This is a genomic window from Streptomyces sp. NBC_00996 (genome assembly GCF_045162675.1).
Taxonomy (GTDB): Bacteria; Actinomycetota; Actinomycetes; order Streptomycetales; family Streptomycetaceae; genus Streptomyces.
The window spans coordinates 6,731,747-6,748,336 of the sequence record NZ_CP108723.1 but is presented as its reverse complement, the minus strand read 5'-3'; the positions used below and the strand labels follow the sequence as shown (position 1 = coordinate 6,748,336).

Sequence of the window (16,590 nt, the reverse complement as noted above, 5' to 3'; positions counted from 1 at the left end):
ATGGCCGACGAGAGCGGGAACGTGTCCAACACAATCAGCGGCGGCGTGTTCTTCCATCAGGTGATCCAGGGCCGCAACATCACCGTGGCGCTGCCCCCAAAGATCACGCCAGCACTCTCCGGACTTCCCGCTCCCTCCCCCACGTTCACCGGCCGCGACGCACACGTGGAGGAGCTACTCGACGCGCTGGCCCCCCGTGAGGAACAGCAGGCAGTTCTGGTGGCGCCTCAGCTGTCACGGGTAGCGGTGGCGGGGCTGGCCGGTGTCGGCAAGACCGAGCTGGTCGTCCAGGTCGCCGCCCGCGCCCTACGCGAACCGGACTGGTTCCCGGGGGGAGTGCTGTTCGTCGACCTGTTCGGTTACGACCCCGAACGCCGGCTCTCCCCCGAGCAGGCACTGGACGGTTTCCTGCGCGCTCTGGGCATTCCCGGCGAACACATCCCCAGCGGGCTGCAAGACCTGCAGCGGCTATACCGCAGTGCGCTGGCTGCTTTCATCGAACAGGGCCGACGGATCCTAGTCGTCATCGACAACGCCTCCAGTGCCGACCAGGCAGCTCCGTTGCTGCCCACCGACGGCATCACCGCCGTCCTGATCACCTCCCGCCACACCCTCGATATTGACGCCCGTCTCCACGACCTGAACGTCCTGGACACCGACGCGTCCATCGCCTTGCTGCACCAAGCCCTGCTGCAAGCCCGCGGACCCGCCGACATGCGCGTCCACGACACTCCCGAGGCAGCCGCTGTCATTGCCGACCTGTGCGCGGGCCTGCCCCTGGCCTTGCGTATCGCTGCCGCCCTGCTCTCCGACGCTCCCACCCGCCCACTGACCTCGCTTGCCCAAGCGCTACGGGCAGAGCACTCCCGACTTGACCGGCTACGCCGCGAGGACCGTGCGGTGCGTGCCGCCTTCGACCTGTCTCACCAGCACCTCAGCACAGCGTCGGCGCGGCTGTTCAGGCTCTACACCCTCAATGTTGGCCCCGATCTGTCGACAGAAAGCGCCGCTGCTCTCGCCGACGTGGATGCCTTCACCGCCGAGGAGATCCTTCAGGACCTGAATCGCGCCCACCTCATCGAGACATCCGGACCCGCCTGGGGACGCTGGCGCATGCACGACCTGGTCCGTCTCTACGCCACCAGCCATCTGAAGCAAGAGAGGCGCGAAAACCTGATCGCGGCCCGCTCCCGGCTTCTTGAGCGCTACCGGACCCTGGCATCCGCTGCCAGCACGCACCTCGCCTCTGGTTCCGACTGTCCGCCCTCCTTGCTCTTCACCGACCGCGAGAAGGCGCTGGAGTGGCTGGAGCGCGAGCGGGCAAACCTGGTCGCCACCGTCACCACCGCTCACGAGACCGGGGCTGCCGCCACGGCGGCCAGCCTCGCCTTCAGCCTGGCCGGGTTCTTCGAGCAGCACCGCTACTTCGCCGACTGGACCGCCGTCACCGGCACCGCGCTGGCCATCCTCCAGCAAGCCGACGATCACCAGAGCGCAGGCCGGGCCATGGTCAATCTCGGCATCGCCCAGCGGGAGCTACGGCAGTTCGATGCAGCGGTTCTACTTCTACAGACGGCTGCCGATGCCTTCGCCGAGGCCGGCGACGGGCACGGCCGGGCCATGGCGCTGGACGCGCTCGGCGTCGCCCGGCGGGAGACACGGGAGTACGGCGAAAGCATCGACGCCCACACCGCAGCCGCGGCCATCTACAACGAAACCCAGGATCTCCGGGGCCAGGCTCGGGCCCTGACCAATCTCGGCTCGGCCTGGCGGGAAATGCACCAACCTGACAAAGCCATCCCCGTCCTGAGCCAGGCCCTCAGCATCATGCGGGCGACCGGCGACCACCGCGGTGAGGCCATGACCCTGGTCAACCTCGGTGCCGCTCTACGGGAAACCGGGAAGTTCGAGCAAGCCATCACCCTGTACGGGGAAGCCATCCCCCGCCTCCGCGAGATGCACGACCGGCATGGCGAGGCCCTTGCCCTGCACAACCGCGGCGACGCCCTGCAGCACATGGAGAGATTCTCCGAAGCCATCGACGACCACCGCCAGGCAGCAGACTTCTTCCGAAACGCCCAGGATCACCACCACCTGGCCAAGGCACTGGCCAGCCTGGCCGGAGCCCATTCAGGAGATGAGCAGCACACGACCGCCGCAGAGATCTCCGCTGCGGCAGTGGAAATCCAGCGGCAGCTTGTGCATGCCGACCCTGCGGTCAATGCACCGGAACTCGCCCGTACTCTCAGCCTGGCCGCCTGGGTCCGGCGAAACGGGCAACATGACCTCGCCACGGCGCTGGCCATGGCGGAAGAGAGCGTTGCGATTTACTGCGATCTGGGGGCCGAAACCTCACCTATCCTCAGCGCCCACCTCCGCATGGCACGGGAACTCCAGGAAGACATCAGGGCCTTGTGTAACACGCTTTAGTCGTGCGCAGCGATTATCACTCATCGAAACTGCAACACCGATCCACTTACCCTCCGGTCCTACCAGTCAGCTACGGGTTTGAAGGCCGCAGCGTTGGAGGTGTAGGCATACTCCCAAGAGTGCAGAAAGTACGCTCCCTTGAGATCCGTGAGCTGGTGGTGAGACCGTAGGTCGCAGACGAGGAATTCGCCGTCATCGGTCTGCTGAGGCCAGTCCTCTGGTGCCGCCGCACCGTTTCCGGCCCGGTGAGGATTCTTAACCACGATGCCGGTGACCCAATCGGTGGGTAGACGAGCCTGCTCGCCAGGCAGCGGGGGAAACGGGTCGTTCTGGGAAACGATGTAGCCGACGACCTCCAGCGGCACACTCACCTCAAGGCGGCGCCGAGTGACGGACCGACGAGCGAGCGGACGGAAGTAACTGACAGCCGTGGTGTCAAACTCCTCAGCTAGGTGCTGGATCGGGCGAAGGTCCACGGGGATTCCAGGGAGCAGGAAGGACACATCGCAGTGGTGCGTCGTCCGAGAAGCATCACTCGATATGAACACGGTGATCGTGTAGAAGCCTCCACCAGGGCAGGTGTCGAAGTAGGTGGCTTGCTCTGTGTGGTGCACATGCTCCAAGCCCTCGAAGCGTTCCTTCCACGAGCTGAGGGTGTCGACGAACTCTCGTGCGCCGATGCCCTGCCAGGTTGTCCGGATTTGCTGAATGTTCCATCGCGGCTCGGAGCCGCTCCAGCCCATGGAATGGAACTCGTACAAGAGGTCAGCGATTCCCTGCTCGTCCAGCAGTTTGACCGGCAAGTCGAGCGCCACACCGCTTCCGTGCCCGGCGTCCCAGTCCACATCCGGTAGCTCCTGCGCGAAGACGAATCCAGCTTGTCCGCCTCCGGACCTGATGTGCGGGAGCGGCTTGAGATCGATATCGAGTAGTCGGAGTTCGGAGGAGGGTAGGTCTGTGAATGGCCGAGAGCGGCGTGAAAGTGTAGGGCTCGCGGCCAAGTGAACGCGGCCATGGGTGGTGAGTTCTTCCTGCTTGAGCCGCAAAAGGGGAGCCAGCGACGTGGGTGTTTTCAGAGCTTGTGTGAGCTCTTCCTCACCGAGCAGGAGAACGGGGCCCAAGTCCCGCCGCTGGCGCACATCATCCACAACTGTCTCGGTGAAGCCGCTGACGCTGACGATGACACCGATGACGGTGGACGACGCTGCCCGGCCCATCCGGCTCCGGACCGTGTCGAGGACGTTGATGTCAGCGGGGCTCTTCTCCCACTTGGCCTCGATGAGGTACCGCGTATCCCCATAGCGGGCAACCAGGTCCGTCTGTCGCGGACTAGCGATTCCGGCGTTCCGGATGACACGGAAGTGCGCCTGCCGAAACGCCTGCTCAAGCAGATCTTCCAACTTGTAGCCCCGGCGCTGCGCGGGGAGGGACCGGAACCGCTCGAAGTCCGCCAGCAAATGCGATATCCGCGGCATAGCTACCTTCCCCTCAACTCACTTCAGGTTGCTGGAGATACCCAGGCTCGACGCCACTCACCGTAGCGAGATCGGGCCCTGCCAGCGCTCCGATCCGCTGAACACTCACCGCAAGGAGAGACATCCGTGCCTGTCGCACGGACCTCAGACTCCAGCGTCCGACGCGAGCAGCTCGCCCCGATGGAAGCCGTGCAGCCAAGAGCTAACGGCCCCATCATCCTCGCACCGGTGCGACGACGTCCCTGTCAGCCGCGGCGCTCCTCCGCGGCCATCTCGCTGAGCGCGCCCAGCATGCCGTCGATGGCCTGGAGAACCTGCCGCCGCTCTGCCGCGAGCAGCACCGGCTCCGACACGACACCTGCTTGCCACACTCGGTGCATCAACGGCGCACACGCCTCCTCAACGGCCAGCACGACCGCGTGACCGCTGAAGACGTCGTAATGCGGACTGCGCGACCTCATCGACTCGCGCAGCTCCCCCAGCTTCGTCAGCAGCGCCGGCACCCCGCCCTGGTCGAACCGGTCCCATACCACCGAGGCCACCTCCTCGATCGCTACGCAGCAGCCGACCGGGACGGGCTCACGCTCGGCCTCCTCGTACTGCTCGACAAGGTTCAGGTACGTCCGGTCATTCCGCAGGTGCTCAGGCACGTGGTAGCAGACGTCACAGCAGGCTTTCACCCACGGCATTACCCAGCCGTAGTTGCTGTCCCAGTCCCACACCACACGCTTCCGGCCGGGCGAAGGGCAGGTCTGGCACGTGCCCGAGGCTTCCTTGACAGCCACACGGACGACCCGCCACACGTCCAGAGGCGCATCGGCCGGAACGTACTTCCAGCAAAGGTCGCCGAACTTCTCTTCCCAGTGAGGCCTCGGGCAGTCGGCCCAGACCTCGCTGAGCTGGCCCTCGGCCCGCTCGATGATGGGCGCCCACCCCGCACCCCTGGCGCTGAACGGCCGGTGCCGGACCAGTCCAGACGTCTGGGCTCGCAGGGCGATGGTGTACTTCTCGCCGGTGGCCGCCTGCCGCTGACGGGCTTTCTGCGCGGCGGTCGACTGCTTCCTCGGCATCATGCGCTCGTTCCTGGCGGTCCCCCACGCTCCCGCCGGGCTCAGGCATACCGGAGGACGCGGGCCCCGAAGGACCTTGGCCGGTCGATCACCTGCGGCGTGGGCGCCAGTGAACGGCTTGAGGCGTGCGCGACTTGCCCGACGCAGATCGTACAGCCGCGAGCGGGCTGGTCATGTCGGCCGCCGACCGGTGCACTCCGCTTGTGTGCGTCGGGTCGCTGTCGCGCCGCCGCCCTATCGCGACCTGCCACGTGTCGGTCGAGCCTGAGGAATCCGACAGTTCGGTGAGAAGAAGCCGCCGACAAGTCGCCGAGAACCAGCGCCAAAAGCCCAGGTCGGACGACTCCCGACCGACAGGTCAAATGAGAACCTACAGCAGTTCCGCGAGCAACGCATTGTGCGGGGCACGCGCGCGTGGGGTATCTCGTACTCCACGCGCGCGTGCCCGGCGCGCGCGTGCCCCGCGTTGCCGTGCCCCACGCGCGCGTGCCCGACGTTTTCACGCTCCACGCGCGCGTGCCCCGCGGGCAACTCGTCCGAAGATCCCTAGCATCAGGCGCATGCCAGCCATCTCCCAGCTCCGCGCCTGGTGGGCGCATCGGCCGCCCGCCGCCGGTGCCGCCGTCATGGCCACCGGCATCGTCTCGATCGGGCTGCATCTGACCGGCTACGAGTTCCTGTCCCGTATCTCGCTGGTCCTGGCGTGCGCCGCCTGGCTCGCGCTCGCCGCGGACTTCGTCGTACGCCTCCTGTGGGACCGCGCGCGGTGGCTGGAGGAGGCTTGCACGCCTCCCGGGCTCACCGCCGTCGCGGCGACCACCGTGCTGGGGACCCGGCTGTCCGCGCTGGGGTGGCAGCAGCCGGCCGAGGCCCTGCTCGCGCTGTCGGCCGTGCTGTGGCCGGTGCTGCTCCTCGTCGTCCTACGGCACTGGAAGCGCCGTATGCCGGGAGGGGTGTTCCTGGTGTGTGTGGCCACGCAGGGACTCTCGGTGCTGTGCGCCGCGCTCGCCGCGGCCGTCGGCCCGGAGTGGCTCGCGCACACCGGGCTGGTGCTGTTCTGGCTGGGGATCGTGCTCTACGGAGTGGCGTTCACGCACTTCGACGTCCGGGAGGTGGTCCGGGGCGCCGGAGACCAGTGGGTCGCGGGCGGCGCGCTCGCCATCTCGGCACTGGCGGGGGCCAAGCTCATCGCCGCTCACCACGTGAACCCGTACCTGTGGAACGAAGACGACAGCGGCGTCCTGCGCGCCGCGACCGTCGCGCTCCTCGTGCTCGCCTTCGCCTCCTACTGCGTCCTCGCCGTCGCGGAGCTGGGGTGGCCGAAGCTCCGCTACGACGTGCGCCGCTGGGCGACCGTCTTCCCGATGGGGATGACGGCGGTGGCGTCTCTGTCGGCCGCGACCGCCCTCGGCGTCTCCTGGCTCAAGGGGCCCGGGCAGGTGCTGCTGTGGATCTCGGTGGCGGCGTGGCTGGCCGTCGCGGCGGGAGCGGTCCACGTGATGATCACGGCCGGAACACACCGTCCGACCGGGTCGGACAGGCCGACCGGCCCGCTCAGGTCCAGAGCACCGCGATGAAGATGTTCGCGGTGGTCAGCAGGCCGACGAGCCCGAAGAGGCCCTTGTCCACCTTCTCGTCGTCCCGCTTCACATAGACGAGCCCCAGGATCACGATCAGCAGGGCCAGCTTCACGCCGATCTTGATGTTGTTGACCGGATGGTCGTCGGCCTGGTTGAGGCCGACCAGGACGACGCCCGTGACCAGCATGGTCAGCGCGCCGTGCAGCATCGCCGGGACGAAGCGGGCGGTGCCCCGGCCCATCGCCTTCATCTGGGTGAGGAAGCCGCCGAGGAGCGAGGCGATGCCGATGATGTGCAGGCCGACGAAGAGATGGATGAGTACGTCCATGAGGCCGGAGCCTAATCGGACGCCCGAGTCGCTCTTGGCACCGGGCCACCCCTTGTAACCCATAGCACCGGGGCAACCCCGGTTGCCCCGGATTCGCCGCATCGGTCATCGCGCTGCGTGAAGTCGGCGGCGCAGGGCGGGGATCACGGTCACATACGGTCACTGGACGATCCAGTGCCGCCAGTTCCGTACATGGCGTTACCGGCCCCTCACTCCCAGGTTTAGCGTCCTCCACCAGGTGACCGGCTCCCCACCACCGCCCGGGCCAGGGGCGGCCGTCGGCCACCACCGCCGAGAAGGTCCGGCGGCGGCCCGCTCCCCCTGTGTGGGCCGCCGCCGGACGTGTCGCCGCTTGACCGCGCTCCCCTCGCGGTCGTACGGAAGGATGTGGGCCCTCGTGGCAGCGCACCGCAAGCCCAGTCAGCGCTCGCTCGGTGGAAGCACGGCCCGCACAGCCGCCACGATCGCCCTCGCGGGCGCGGCGACGGCGACCGGCTTCGACGGGACCGGGCACGCCGATCCGCAGCTGTCTCCGGCGCAGGTGAAGGCCAAGGTCGACCAGTTGTACGAGGAGGCGGAGGTCGCCACCGAGAAGTACAACGGTGCCAAGGAGAAGGCCGACAAGGCGGAGGAGCGGCTCAATTCGCTGCGCGACGAGGCGGCGCGCAAGGAGGACCGGCTCAACTCGGCGCGGGACGCGCTGGGTTCGACAGCCGCGGCGCAGTATCGCAGCGGCGGCCTCGACCCCGCCCTGCAGCTGGCGCTCTCCGACGATCCCGATCAGTACCTGGACGGGGCCGCGTTCGCCGAGCGGGCGGGCAGCCGGCAGGCGGCGGCCGTGGGCCGCGTGCGCAAGCAGCTGCGGGAGATCGAGCAGTTGCGCGGTGCCGCGCACGTCGAGCTGGCCTCTCTCAAGTCGCGGCAGGCCGAGCTGAAGCAGCACAAGAAGACGATCAACGGGAAACTCGGTGCGGCACGGCGGCTGCTCTCGCAGCTCGCCCCCGATCAGCGCGCGCAGTTCGGCGAGGCCGGCGGCGTCGGCCTGCACGCCTCGCGCTCCGCGGCCCGCGACCTCGGCCCGGTGTCGTCGTCCGGCACCGTCGCCGCCCCCAACTCCCGTGCGGCGGCGGCCGTCTCGTACGCCTATCAGAAGCTCGGCAGTCCCTACGTCTGGGGGGCCACGGGCCCCGACGCCTTCGACTGCTCCGGCCTCGCCCAGGCCGCGTACCGCTCCGCGGGCGTCTCCCTGCCGCGTACGACCTATGCGCAGATCAACGCCGGCCGGCGCGTCGCCCGCTCCGAGCTCCTCCCCGGCGACCTGGTGTTCTTCTACTCGGGCATCAGCCATGTGGGCATCTACGTGGGCAACGGCATGATGATTCACGCACCGAACCCGACGGCTCCGGTGCGGCTGGCTCCGATCGACGAGATGCCGTTCGCCGGGGCCACTCGGGTGGTGTGACCCGGGGACTCTCAGCGCAGGTCTCGTAGCGCGTCGCCGATCGCGGTGACTCCCTCGGCGATGGCCGTGGCGGGGGACGCGGCATAGCCGAGGAGCAGACCCTCGTGGTCCGCCCTCGTACGGTCTACGCGGACCGCTCCCGCCCCGCCCTGGTGAACGGCTTCACCCGCAACACCTTCATCGCCATGATCGAGTCCGTACGCGAAGACGCCCTCTCCGCGGGCCTGATGACCCCGTCGGACTGGGCGCGCGGCATCGCGGACCTGCACCGCACGGCCACCGGCGACGGCGCGTTCCACTACACGTTCTTCAAGGGCCTCGCCGTGAACCCACCGTCCAGATAGTCAGCCCTGTTCAGCGGACTGTCCCAACCACAGCCGTCGGCCCAGGTCATCGAGCTCCTCTTTCCGCGCTTCACACTCGGGGATGGCCCGTTTGAGCAGAGTCCAGTATTCCGGCCCATGTCCGGAAATTCTGATGTGTGCCAGTTCATGAGCGATCACATAGTCAACAAGATGGACAGGCAGCTGGAAGACGGCCCAGTGGAGTGCCATCTTCCCGGCCTCTCCCTCACCCGGCCGGTAGGTTCCCCATCGACTCCCGACATCCCGAACGGTCACAGCAGGTTCGGGGACTTCCATCCGGGCGGCCCATGGCTGGAGGCGGTCCTTGGACCACCGCAGACCGGCCTTCCTGTACCAGGCGATCAGCTCACGCCGTGCCCGGCGCGGCTCCGCAGCGACTGCTTTGTCCATCCGCAGCCGCCCCGCCGCGAGCCGCACCCGGGGCCCGCCCTCATCCACTAGGAGCAGTCGGTATTCGCGCCCCAGATAACGAAAGCTCTCGCCCTCTCTGAACTCACGCACCGGATGCGCAGGACGGTGCTGGTCGCGTAGCCGGAGCTTGGACTCGATCCAGGCCCGGCTGTGCCGAACGAAGGCCTCTGCCCTCGCCGTTTCACAGCTCGCAGGCGCGCGCAAGGTAAGCGTCCCGTCCCGCTCGACCGTGAGACCCAGCCGCTTCCGCCGAGCGCTCACACTGATCAGGAGCTCCCTGCCATCCACCACGAGCACCTGACCGTCGACAAGAGGTGGACGGTCGGTGATGTCGGAGGGCAGGACAGGAGCGGGCACGCCCCTATTGTCCCCGCCCCTGCGCGCGGAACGCGGCGGCATGCTGCTGTGCGTATCCAGCGATCGCGTTGGACAGGTCACGAAGCGGCTGCGGGTCGCGCTCGCGAGGCTTCAGCCCCACGTCTCGCAGCTGGTGCCAGACAGCGATCCGGAGATCGCTCAGGCTGGACTCGTCGGCGGACCAGGACGCCCGGTTTACATGCCCGGAGATGAGCAACGTGAGATCGACGGTCAGCCGACGCAGAAACTCCTGGCCCGGCTGCTCGAAGGCCGGCTGCTCGGCCAGTTGCTCCGACAGTTTGGTGTACAGCCGCTGCTCGACGGGACTCAGATCAGCCACAGCCGGATCGGCCTGCTCCGCCTTCCGGGCCCTGTCGATGAGCGGCCCGACCCGCTGCTTGATCTCCTCCCAGCGGCCGTCGAACTGGTCGAGGATCTCCTGGAGCTCCTGCGACAGCGTTCGGTAGACCGGGCGATCCTCCTGTTCCAGACGCTCCTCCAGGTGGTAACGGAGCGCCTGAACCTGCTCCGCCGCCGATTCCCGCGCCTCAGGAATGCGCCCCACGACCTCGTCGAAGTCCGGCGCGAGAATGGACACGGGCGCGATCACCTGCGTCAACTCGGGCAGGTCGAGGTGATCAGCGATCATCGCCCGCACCTTCCGGCCGTACGCGCGCAGGGCGAACTGACCGCCGGTGTCGTCCCGGTAGTGCCGACGCACCCGCCTCTGCAACACGGCCCACTGCCGTGCGCTCGGGATCTGCTTCAGTGCCGCCTCGTGCGGCAGTACACGCTCCAGAGCACCCAGGAAAGCGCCCATCTTGCTGTCGAAGTCGGCCCGAGCGGACTGGTCGCCCAGCGCCCATAGACCGCTGGTGACGCCCTCGGCCGTGTCGAGACGCGTGATCCCGAGCCCGTCCAGGAACCGCTGCATTTCGGCAGCCGCCGCCTCCAGATCCGGCACCTCGCTGGACAGACGGCGTACGGCACTCAGCGCGGGTCCGTCTCCCTTGTACGCGGGCAGGGTCACCGCGAGGTTGTTCAGCACCCCGTAGTAGTCCACGACCCGGCCCTCCTCCTTGCCGTTGCGCGGACGGTTGACGCGGGCGATGGCCTGCAACAGCTCGGCGTCCTGGATGGGACGGTCCAGATAGAGGGCCTGCTCGATGGGGGCGTCGAACCCGGTGAGCAGCATCGACTTCACGATGAGGAAGGCGATCGGCCGCTGTTCCCGGTCGCTCCACGGATTCACCCCTGTCTCCACCAGGGCGGTCTGCGGGACACTCCACGGGTTCATGGCGACCGCGCCACCCGGCTCGGAGTCGTATTCCAGCGGATGGTCCACCATCCACGGGTTGTCCTTCGGCAGCTCGGGAAAGGGCTCCAGGAACTGCTCGATGTGTTCCTGCTGCCGCTGCGGGTCCGTCCACTCCTGCCACAGACCACTCTTCTGCTCGTTCCCTGCAGAGATCACCGGTACGAACTCGATACGGCGCAGCAGCTCCTGGTAGTGCCAGGCGCGCAACAGCACCAGCTCGTCCCAGGTGTAGTCCTTGAGGTCCTTGTGGCGCAGCGTCGCCGGGTCGAAGGCCCGCACCTTGGCGAGCAGTTCGGCACGGGCGTCGTTCAGCATGTGCCGGTAGAGCACGGCGGCACGACGACTCACGGCGGCCACCTGGGCCTTGAAGCCCCCAGTCAGCGGCCCGGTGACGTAGTGCTCCAGCATGTCGACGGCCTTGCGCCGGATGATGGGCAGGGACTCGGCGACATCGCGGCTGGTGGGCTTCAGTCCCTTGCGGACCTTGTCCTTGTCCTCGTCGCTCAGGGTGGCGATGAGGTCCTCGAACTTGTGGTTGATCCCCCGCTCGTCCTTCACGTTCGCGGGCCCGGCCCGCCCTTCGTAACGGACGGGCACGACCACCTTGTCCCGCTCCGCCTCGTCCATGAGATAGGCGTCGAGGAACTTGTCGTCCGGCTCAAGACCGAAGATCCGCCCGGTGTCGTGCAGCTTGCCCTTCATGATCGGCGTACCTGTGAAGCCGATACGTGCGGCATTCGGCACCGCGTCCCGCAGGCAGGCGTGCAGGACCGAGCTGTGCGAACGGTGCGCCTCGTCGACGAGCACCAGCACGTACGGCGAGGTGCTGCACTCGCTGAACCGTCGCCTGACCTCGTCGATGACGTCCTCGTCCGGCGTCGGATCCGCGGCCTCCTCGGCGGACTCGCCGTCGGCGATCCGCTCTTGCGCCGCCACGAATTCGACACTCGGGTCGCGGTCGTCGTTCGCCGTATCCGCGACGAGCCCGGGAACCCGCCCCAGGTATTTCTGGATCATGGCGAAGATCACCGCGCGCCCGCCGGGCTTGCCCGCCCTCTGCAACATCCCTTCCACGTCCGCCTGGGACTTCGCGATGCGTACGGGGCGACCGCTGACCCGCACTGCCGCCGACAACTGCCGTTCGAGCTGCTTGCGATCGGTCACGACCAGGAGGGTGAACCGATTGAGCTCGGGGTCCCGGCTGCTCTGGAGCCGACGCGCGAGGAAGGCCATGGTCAGACTCTTGCCGGAGCCCTGGGTGTGCCAGATGACACCACCACGCTCGTCGTCCTCCGCCGCCGGGTCGAGGCGGGTACGCCCGGTCCGCAGCTTGGCCACGATCTTCTCGACGGCCCGGTACTGCTGATGCCGGCACACCGCCTTCACGGTCAGCGGCGGCTCTCCCTCTTTGGTCTGCACCGGCATCTCGAAGACGTAGTGCCGCATGACGTTCAGCAGGTTGCGAGGCTTGAGGACGATGGCGGCGAGCTTGTGCTGGTCGGTGAGTTTCTGCCCATCGACGAGCAGCCGCCTGCCGTCGTCCTGTCGGACGGCCTGCAGCGCGCGCACCAGCGCCGCGTCGTCCTCGTAGTCCGGGGTGACGCTGCGCCAGGCGGCGAAGTGCTCCTCGGTCGACGTGATGGTGCCGAGGGCCGCGTCGTCCCCGCTGGCGGCGACGAGCAGCTGTACGGAGGCGAAGAGCTCCGGCACACCGCTCGGCCGGTCGTGCGGCGCCCGGACGTCGTCGTCCAGGGGCTCCCCGCAGTAGGCCCGCAGATCGCGGATCGCCTTCCCTATCGGGTCTTTCACGTCCGGGCTCTTGCACTCGATGGCTACGACGGGGATCCCGTTGACGAACAGGACGAGATCGAGGACGACGTCCTTGCCGTCGGCGGCACGCACTCTGAGCTGGTCGACGACGAGGAACTCGTTCCGCCTGAGGATCTCGGCGTCGTCGAGTGCTTCCAACTCCCAGTCCACGTACGGGACATGCACCGTCTTGCCCTGGTGGTGCACTTCGTGCCCGGTCGCGGGCGTGCCGCTGAGCAGCAGACTCGTCACGTCGCTGTTGACGTCCTTCAGCTTCTTCGTGGCGACGTTGCGTGCGGCTCTGCGCAGCTCGCCGATGGCGCTGTGGACATCCGCGTCACTCATCCAGGGCTCGCCGCTGCGCGACACACGGTTGATCCGCCGGATCGCCGAGCCGAGACGCCGGGTGAGCAGGACGTCCCCGTACGCCCGCTTGTCGTCAGGCCCGGTGAGCTCCGGTCCGTGGACGTGCCGCCACCCCATCGCCTTCAGCTGCTCGACGAACGGGCGTTCCACCTCGTCCAGTTCGACCGTGCCCCGTGCCATGCGTACGCGCCTCTCCCCGTGTGCTGCCTGGCCTCGGCCAACGGTTCCGACCGATGTTCCATTCTGCGGCAGACGAGGCGGAAGTGGTGCGGGGATGTGCGGTTCAAGCCACGGGCGGGCTCAACCACGCGCCGCTACTGCTGGCTCACGCACGCAGCGGCATACGGATCGCTTCGCGCACCTGCGCGGCTCGGACGTGGACAGCCGTGGGAGGCAGTGCCTGCGGCGGCGCTTCGGCCGTGGTGCCGCCACGGCAGGCCCGACAGAGACCGCCGGGCAGGGCCTCTGGGCGGCCGGGAACGCGGCACTCGGTGCACTCCATGATCAGGCGTGCGCGGGGTGCTGGGTGCTCCTCCGGGGCGGGCAGCTCGGGCGGCATTTTGTCGCGGAGGCGCCGGTGCACGAGGGCCCGGGGTGAGTACACCTGCTCGGGGAGCCCTGCAACGAGGGATTGCATCAGGCCGGCCGGTGTCGTACCACGGGCGAGCCATGCGGCGGCGAGGTCTTCGAGAGCGGCGCAGTCGGCGGCGGAGAGCGCCAGGCGGGGTTCGGTGCGGCCGAGTCGGGCGAGGGTTTCGTAGGCGGCCGAGGGACGGGGGTGCTCTGTGGGGGACCGTGGTGGATCGGCTTGATCCGCTTGCTGTTCTTCCTTGGTCTGTACGGCGGTGTCGCCTGCGTCGGTTGCAGGAGCAGCCTGGTCTGCTGCTACGGAGGTCCCGTCCGTAACCTCAGTCGGTACGTCACCGTCGAGGAGCCGGGCCCACCATTCGCTGTCACGTGCGGTGCGGGACCAGTAGGTGCGGAACACCCAACGGGTCACGTTCTCGCCGCCGTCGCCGGTTGCCGTGCTCTCCACACGGCGTCGTACGCGACGGAGGTGGCCGGCCCGGGAGAGCTCGTTGAGGGCGGTGCGGACGGCCTGTTGGCCGTAGAGGGGCAGCGCCTTGGCGAGGGTCTTGGCGTCCATGGCGGCACCGTCGGGGAGCCGGTCGATGAAGGCGGCGATGTAGCGCTCACGGGGCGGAAGGTGATCGAAGCCGCCGGGGCGGGACGGCTGCCGATCTGGGGCGGACCGTTTGCCGTAGCCGGGGTTGGCCATGGGGTGTGCGGGCGCGGGCATGACCGCGTTAAGGTCTTGGGAAGCCATGAGATCGCTGATTCCGATCTTGAGGTCAGACCCCGGTTTGGTGCTGGTAACACCTGCCGGGGTCGTTTGTTTGTTGTCGCGAACGCTAGACGTTCGCAACGCCGCGTGGCAAGCCGGTCACGAAAAGTCATGTTCGGTGGTGCGCGCGGAGGTTGGGAGGGAGGTTGGGTTGAACCAACCACCCAATCCTCACAAACAGAGCTCGGATCTCGGGGCCCGAAGCCCGGGGCTCAAGCGCCGGGGATCAGAGGCTGCGGGCGTGGGCGACGAAGGCGGCCCAGGCGCTGGCGGCCACGGCGAGTTGAGGACTCCGAGCGCCGAGCTTCGAGTCTCGGACGTGGGCGGTGTGGGGGCAGGCGGCGACTTCGAGGCACGCGCCACCCTGAGCGTCGCTGTGGCTGGACTTGCGCCAGGGGTAGGCGACTTCGAGGCACGCGCCACCCTGGTCATCGCTGTAGCTGGATTTGAACCATGCCAGCCTGGCGCTCATAGCTCCTCCGCCACCTTTCTGATGAACCGAACAGACTCTTCGACGTTAAGCGCCTGCATGCGGATCATGCCATGGCGTTGCGTCAGGGCGTTGAGCTTGTCCGCATCGGCATACAGCACCCCCGTCTCTTGCCCCTCAACATAGGCGTAGTGCTCATGCTCCTTGGTCTCCACGAGAATCAGCGACCCACCGAGTGCCACTGGGGGAACTGACGCATACAACAGCACCTGGATCGACACGTTGCGTAGTGCGCCAACGGCCGACAGATGAAGCAGCTGTTGCCGCATGACCTCTCGTCCGCCGACCTCCGTCCGCAGCGCGGCCTCATAAATGACGAAGCCGTACACCGTCTTGGCGCGGCGCTTCAGCGCTTCCTGCCTGGCCAGTCGAGCCCGAACGCGCTCCTCCACCGTCTCGTCGTCCAGCGGTGGGCAGCTCTCGCTGATCAGCGCCCGCGCGTACTCCTTGGTCTGCAACAGACCCGGAATCAGCCCCAGCGAGTAGTCATGCACGGCAATCGCGTCGGCCTCGATCGCCATGTACTCCTGCGACCGCGCAGGAAAGGGCTCAGGCTTCAGGAACTCGTGTCCAGCCGCCAACTTTCCCCGCGCACCGCACAATTGATCGGCGACCTGCAAGAGCCTCAGCGTCGGCCGCCTTCTACCGCACTCCATCGACTTGACGTACTCGTAGTCGTAGCCGGCCTCGTCGGCCAGCCGCTGGCGACTGACCCCTGATTCCTCCCGCCACAGCTTGATCTGACCTCCGCAGTAACGCCAGTTCTGCTGCGCCTGCTGGGACTCCCCCGAAGCCACGGTCCACCCGCCTCCCGTAGACACGCCGTGTACAAGCACGCTGTGTACCCGTTCCGCTACTCCCGAGGCTACGCGCCGATCACCACTCTGATCACTGCAAATGACAGAGACTCCCTCCGAGGATCGAAGCGCGCATGCCAAAGCCCCCCACAGGCCTCGCTCCCCACGAGACCCCTACGGCTGTCCCCCAGGACATCGAGTGGCGTCTGCCCCGCCACGCCCGCAGCGTGAGCAGGGCCCGAACTCTCCTCCGAGAGCAGGCCACTTCATGGAAGCTCCCTACCGAGGTGACGGAGACGGCAGTGCTCCTGCTCAGCGAACTGATGACGAACGCGTACCACCACGCGAAGGTCTCCCCGGGCCGAGAGATCTGGGCCCGCTGCGCGGTGGACGACGACCGCCTCCGCATCTCCGTAGCGGACGCTGACGACACGCTGCCCGAGCCCCGATGCGCAGCCCAGGGCGACGAGTCCGGGCGCGGCCTGTCGCTGGTGACCGCGCTCGCGGACACCTGGGGCGCGGTCCCACGGCCGTACGGCATCGGCAAGACGGTCTGGTTCGAACTCTCACTCGTCGAGCCCTGCTGCAGCGCTGAGGACTACGGTGACGCAACGCGTGGTACGGCGTTGGCCACTCCGAAAGCCGAGGGAGGTGTGATGACTGGCGAGCACATTCCTTGGACACCATCAGGTGCCGAGACCGATGACCCGGAGCGGATCGCCATCCGGGAGGCGCTGGCCTTCGGCAAGGCCCTCTACGACCGCCGGACGGCTCTGGGGCTGACGTCGGCGGATCTAGCCGAGCGGGCCGGAATGACCCAGGACGAAATCGAGTGCATCGAGGAGGGCGGGACCGAGCCCACTGTCAGCTTGTTGCGCACCCTTGCTTCCGCTCTCGACGCCAACGTACGGCTCACACCAGGCCACGACCTCGGCTCGCTGTGGCTGTGGTTCGAGGCTCACGCCGCCTGATCGCAACGTGGGCCTC

The 16,590-nt window shown here is 67.8% G+C and carries 13 protein-coding genes; 5 read left to right on the top strand and 8 right to left on the bottom strand.

What is annotated here, in order from left to right:
• On the top strand, positions 1 to 2,430 hold the full coding sequence (locus OG390_RS31765; protein ID WP_406172828.1) for a tetratricopeptide repeat protein: 2,430 nt from the start codon (positions 1 to 3) through the stop codon (positions 2,428 to 2,430).
• Positions 2,431 to 2,489: 59 nt separating this feature from the next.
• Here OG390_RS31765 and OG390_RS31760 read toward each other — a convergent pair whose 3' ends face one another.
• Both OG390_RS31760 and OG390_RS31755 read right to left on the bottom strand, forming a co-directional pair.
• Complete coding sequence (locus OG390_RS31760) at positions 2,490 to 3,905, bottom strand: restriction endonuclease (protein ID WP_406172827.1); 1,416 nt, start codon at positions 3,903 to 3,905, stop codon at positions 2,490 to 2,492.
• Positions 3,906 to 4,150: 245 nt separating this feature from the next.
• Positions 4,151 to 4,978: a hypothetical protein gene (locus OG390_RS31755; protein WP_406172826.1), complete on the bottom strand. Its 828-nt coding sequence runs from the start codon at positions 4,976 to 4,978 to the stop codon at positions 4,151 to 4,153.
• Between the two features lie 557 nt (positions 4,979 to 5,535).
• Between OG390_RS31755 and OG390_RS31750 the strand changes: the two genes are divergently transcribed.
• Positions 5,536 to 6,552: a tellurite resistance/C4-dicarboxylate transporter family protein gene (locus OG390_RS31750; protein ID WP_406172825.1), complete on the top strand. Its 1,017-nt coding sequence runs from the start codon at positions 5,536 to 5,538 to the stop codon at positions 6,550 to 6,552.
• Here OG390_RS31750 and OG390_RS31745 read toward each other — a convergent pair.
• The gene (locus OG390_RS31745) at positions 6,530 to 6,883 is read right to left on the bottom strand and encodes a hypothetical protein (RefSeq protein ID WP_399077025.1); all 354 of its coding nucleotides are present in this window, start codon (positions 6,881 to 6,883) and stop codon (positions 6,530 to 6,532) included. The two genes, OG390_RS31750 and OG390_RS31745, sit on opposite strands and share 23 nt — an antisense overlap.
• A 397-nt stretch (positions 6,884 to 7,280) precedes the next feature.
• Here OG390_RS31745 and OG390_RS31740 point away from each other — a divergent pair, with 397 nt between their 5' ends.
• Entirely contained in the window at positions 7,281 to 8,345 is a 1,065-nt protein-coding gene (locus tag OG390_RS31740; protein WP_406172824.1) for an NlpC/P60 family protein, read from the top strand.
• A gap of 104 nt (positions 8,346 to 8,449) precedes the next feature.
• Positions 8,450 to 8,689: a hypothetical protein gene (locus tag OG390_RS31735; protein ID WP_406172823.1), complete on the top strand. Its 240-nt coding sequence runs from the start codon at positions 8,450 to 8,452 to the stop codon at positions 8,687 to 8,689.
• On the opposite strand, the gene OG390_RS31730 is transcribed toward OG390_RS31735, so the two are convergent.
• The 5 genes from OG390_RS31730 to OG390_RS31710 all read right to left on the bottom strand — a co-directional run bounded on the left by OG390_RS31730 (position 8,690) and on the right by OG390_RS31710 (position 15,603).
• Positions 8,690 to 9,478: a M48 family metallopeptidase gene (locus OG390_RS31730; protein WP_406172822.1), complete on the bottom strand. Its 789-nt coding sequence runs from the start codon at positions 9,476 to 9,478 to the stop codon at positions 8,690 to 8,692. It abuts the gene before it with no gap.
• A 4-nt stretch (positions 9,479 to 9,482) separates the two neighbouring features.
• A complete protein-coding gene (locus OG390_RS31725) occupies positions 9,483 to 13,151 on the bottom strand; it encodes a type I restriction endonuclease subunit R (RefSeq protein WP_406172821.1) in 3,669 nt (1,222 codons plus the stop codon).
• A gap of 145 nt (positions 13,152 to 13,296) precedes the next feature.
• Complete coding sequence (locus tag OG390_RS31720; protein WP_406172820.1) at positions 13,297 to 14,298, bottom strand: hypothetical protein; 1,002 nt, start codon at positions 14,296 to 14,298, stop codon at positions 13,297 to 13,299.
• Positions 14,299 to 14,542: 244 nt separating this feature from the next.
• Positions 14,543 to 14,788: a DUF397 domain-containing protein gene (locus tag OG390_RS31715; protein ID WP_406172819.1), complete on the bottom strand. Its 246-nt coding sequence runs from the start codon at positions 14,786 to 14,788 to the stop codon at positions 14,543 to 14,545.
• Complete coding sequence (locus OG390_RS31710; RefSeq protein ID WP_406172818.1) at positions 14,785 to 15,603, bottom strand: helix-turn-helix domain-containing protein; 819 nt, start codon at positions 15,601 to 15,603, stop codon at positions 14,785 to 14,787. Before OG390_RS31710 ends, OG390_RS31715 begins: the two co-directional genes overlap by 4 nt.
• A gap of 134 nt (positions 15,604 to 15,737) precedes the next feature.
• On the opposite strand from OG390_RS31710, the gene OG390_RS31705 reads away from it, so the two are divergent.
• Complete coding sequence (locus OG390_RS31705; RefSeq protein WP_406172817.1) at positions 15,738 to 16,574, top strand: ATP-binding protein; 837 nt, start codon at positions 15,738 to 15,740, stop codon at positions 16,572 to 16,574.
• Positions 16,575 to 16,590 lie beyond the last annotated feature (16 nt).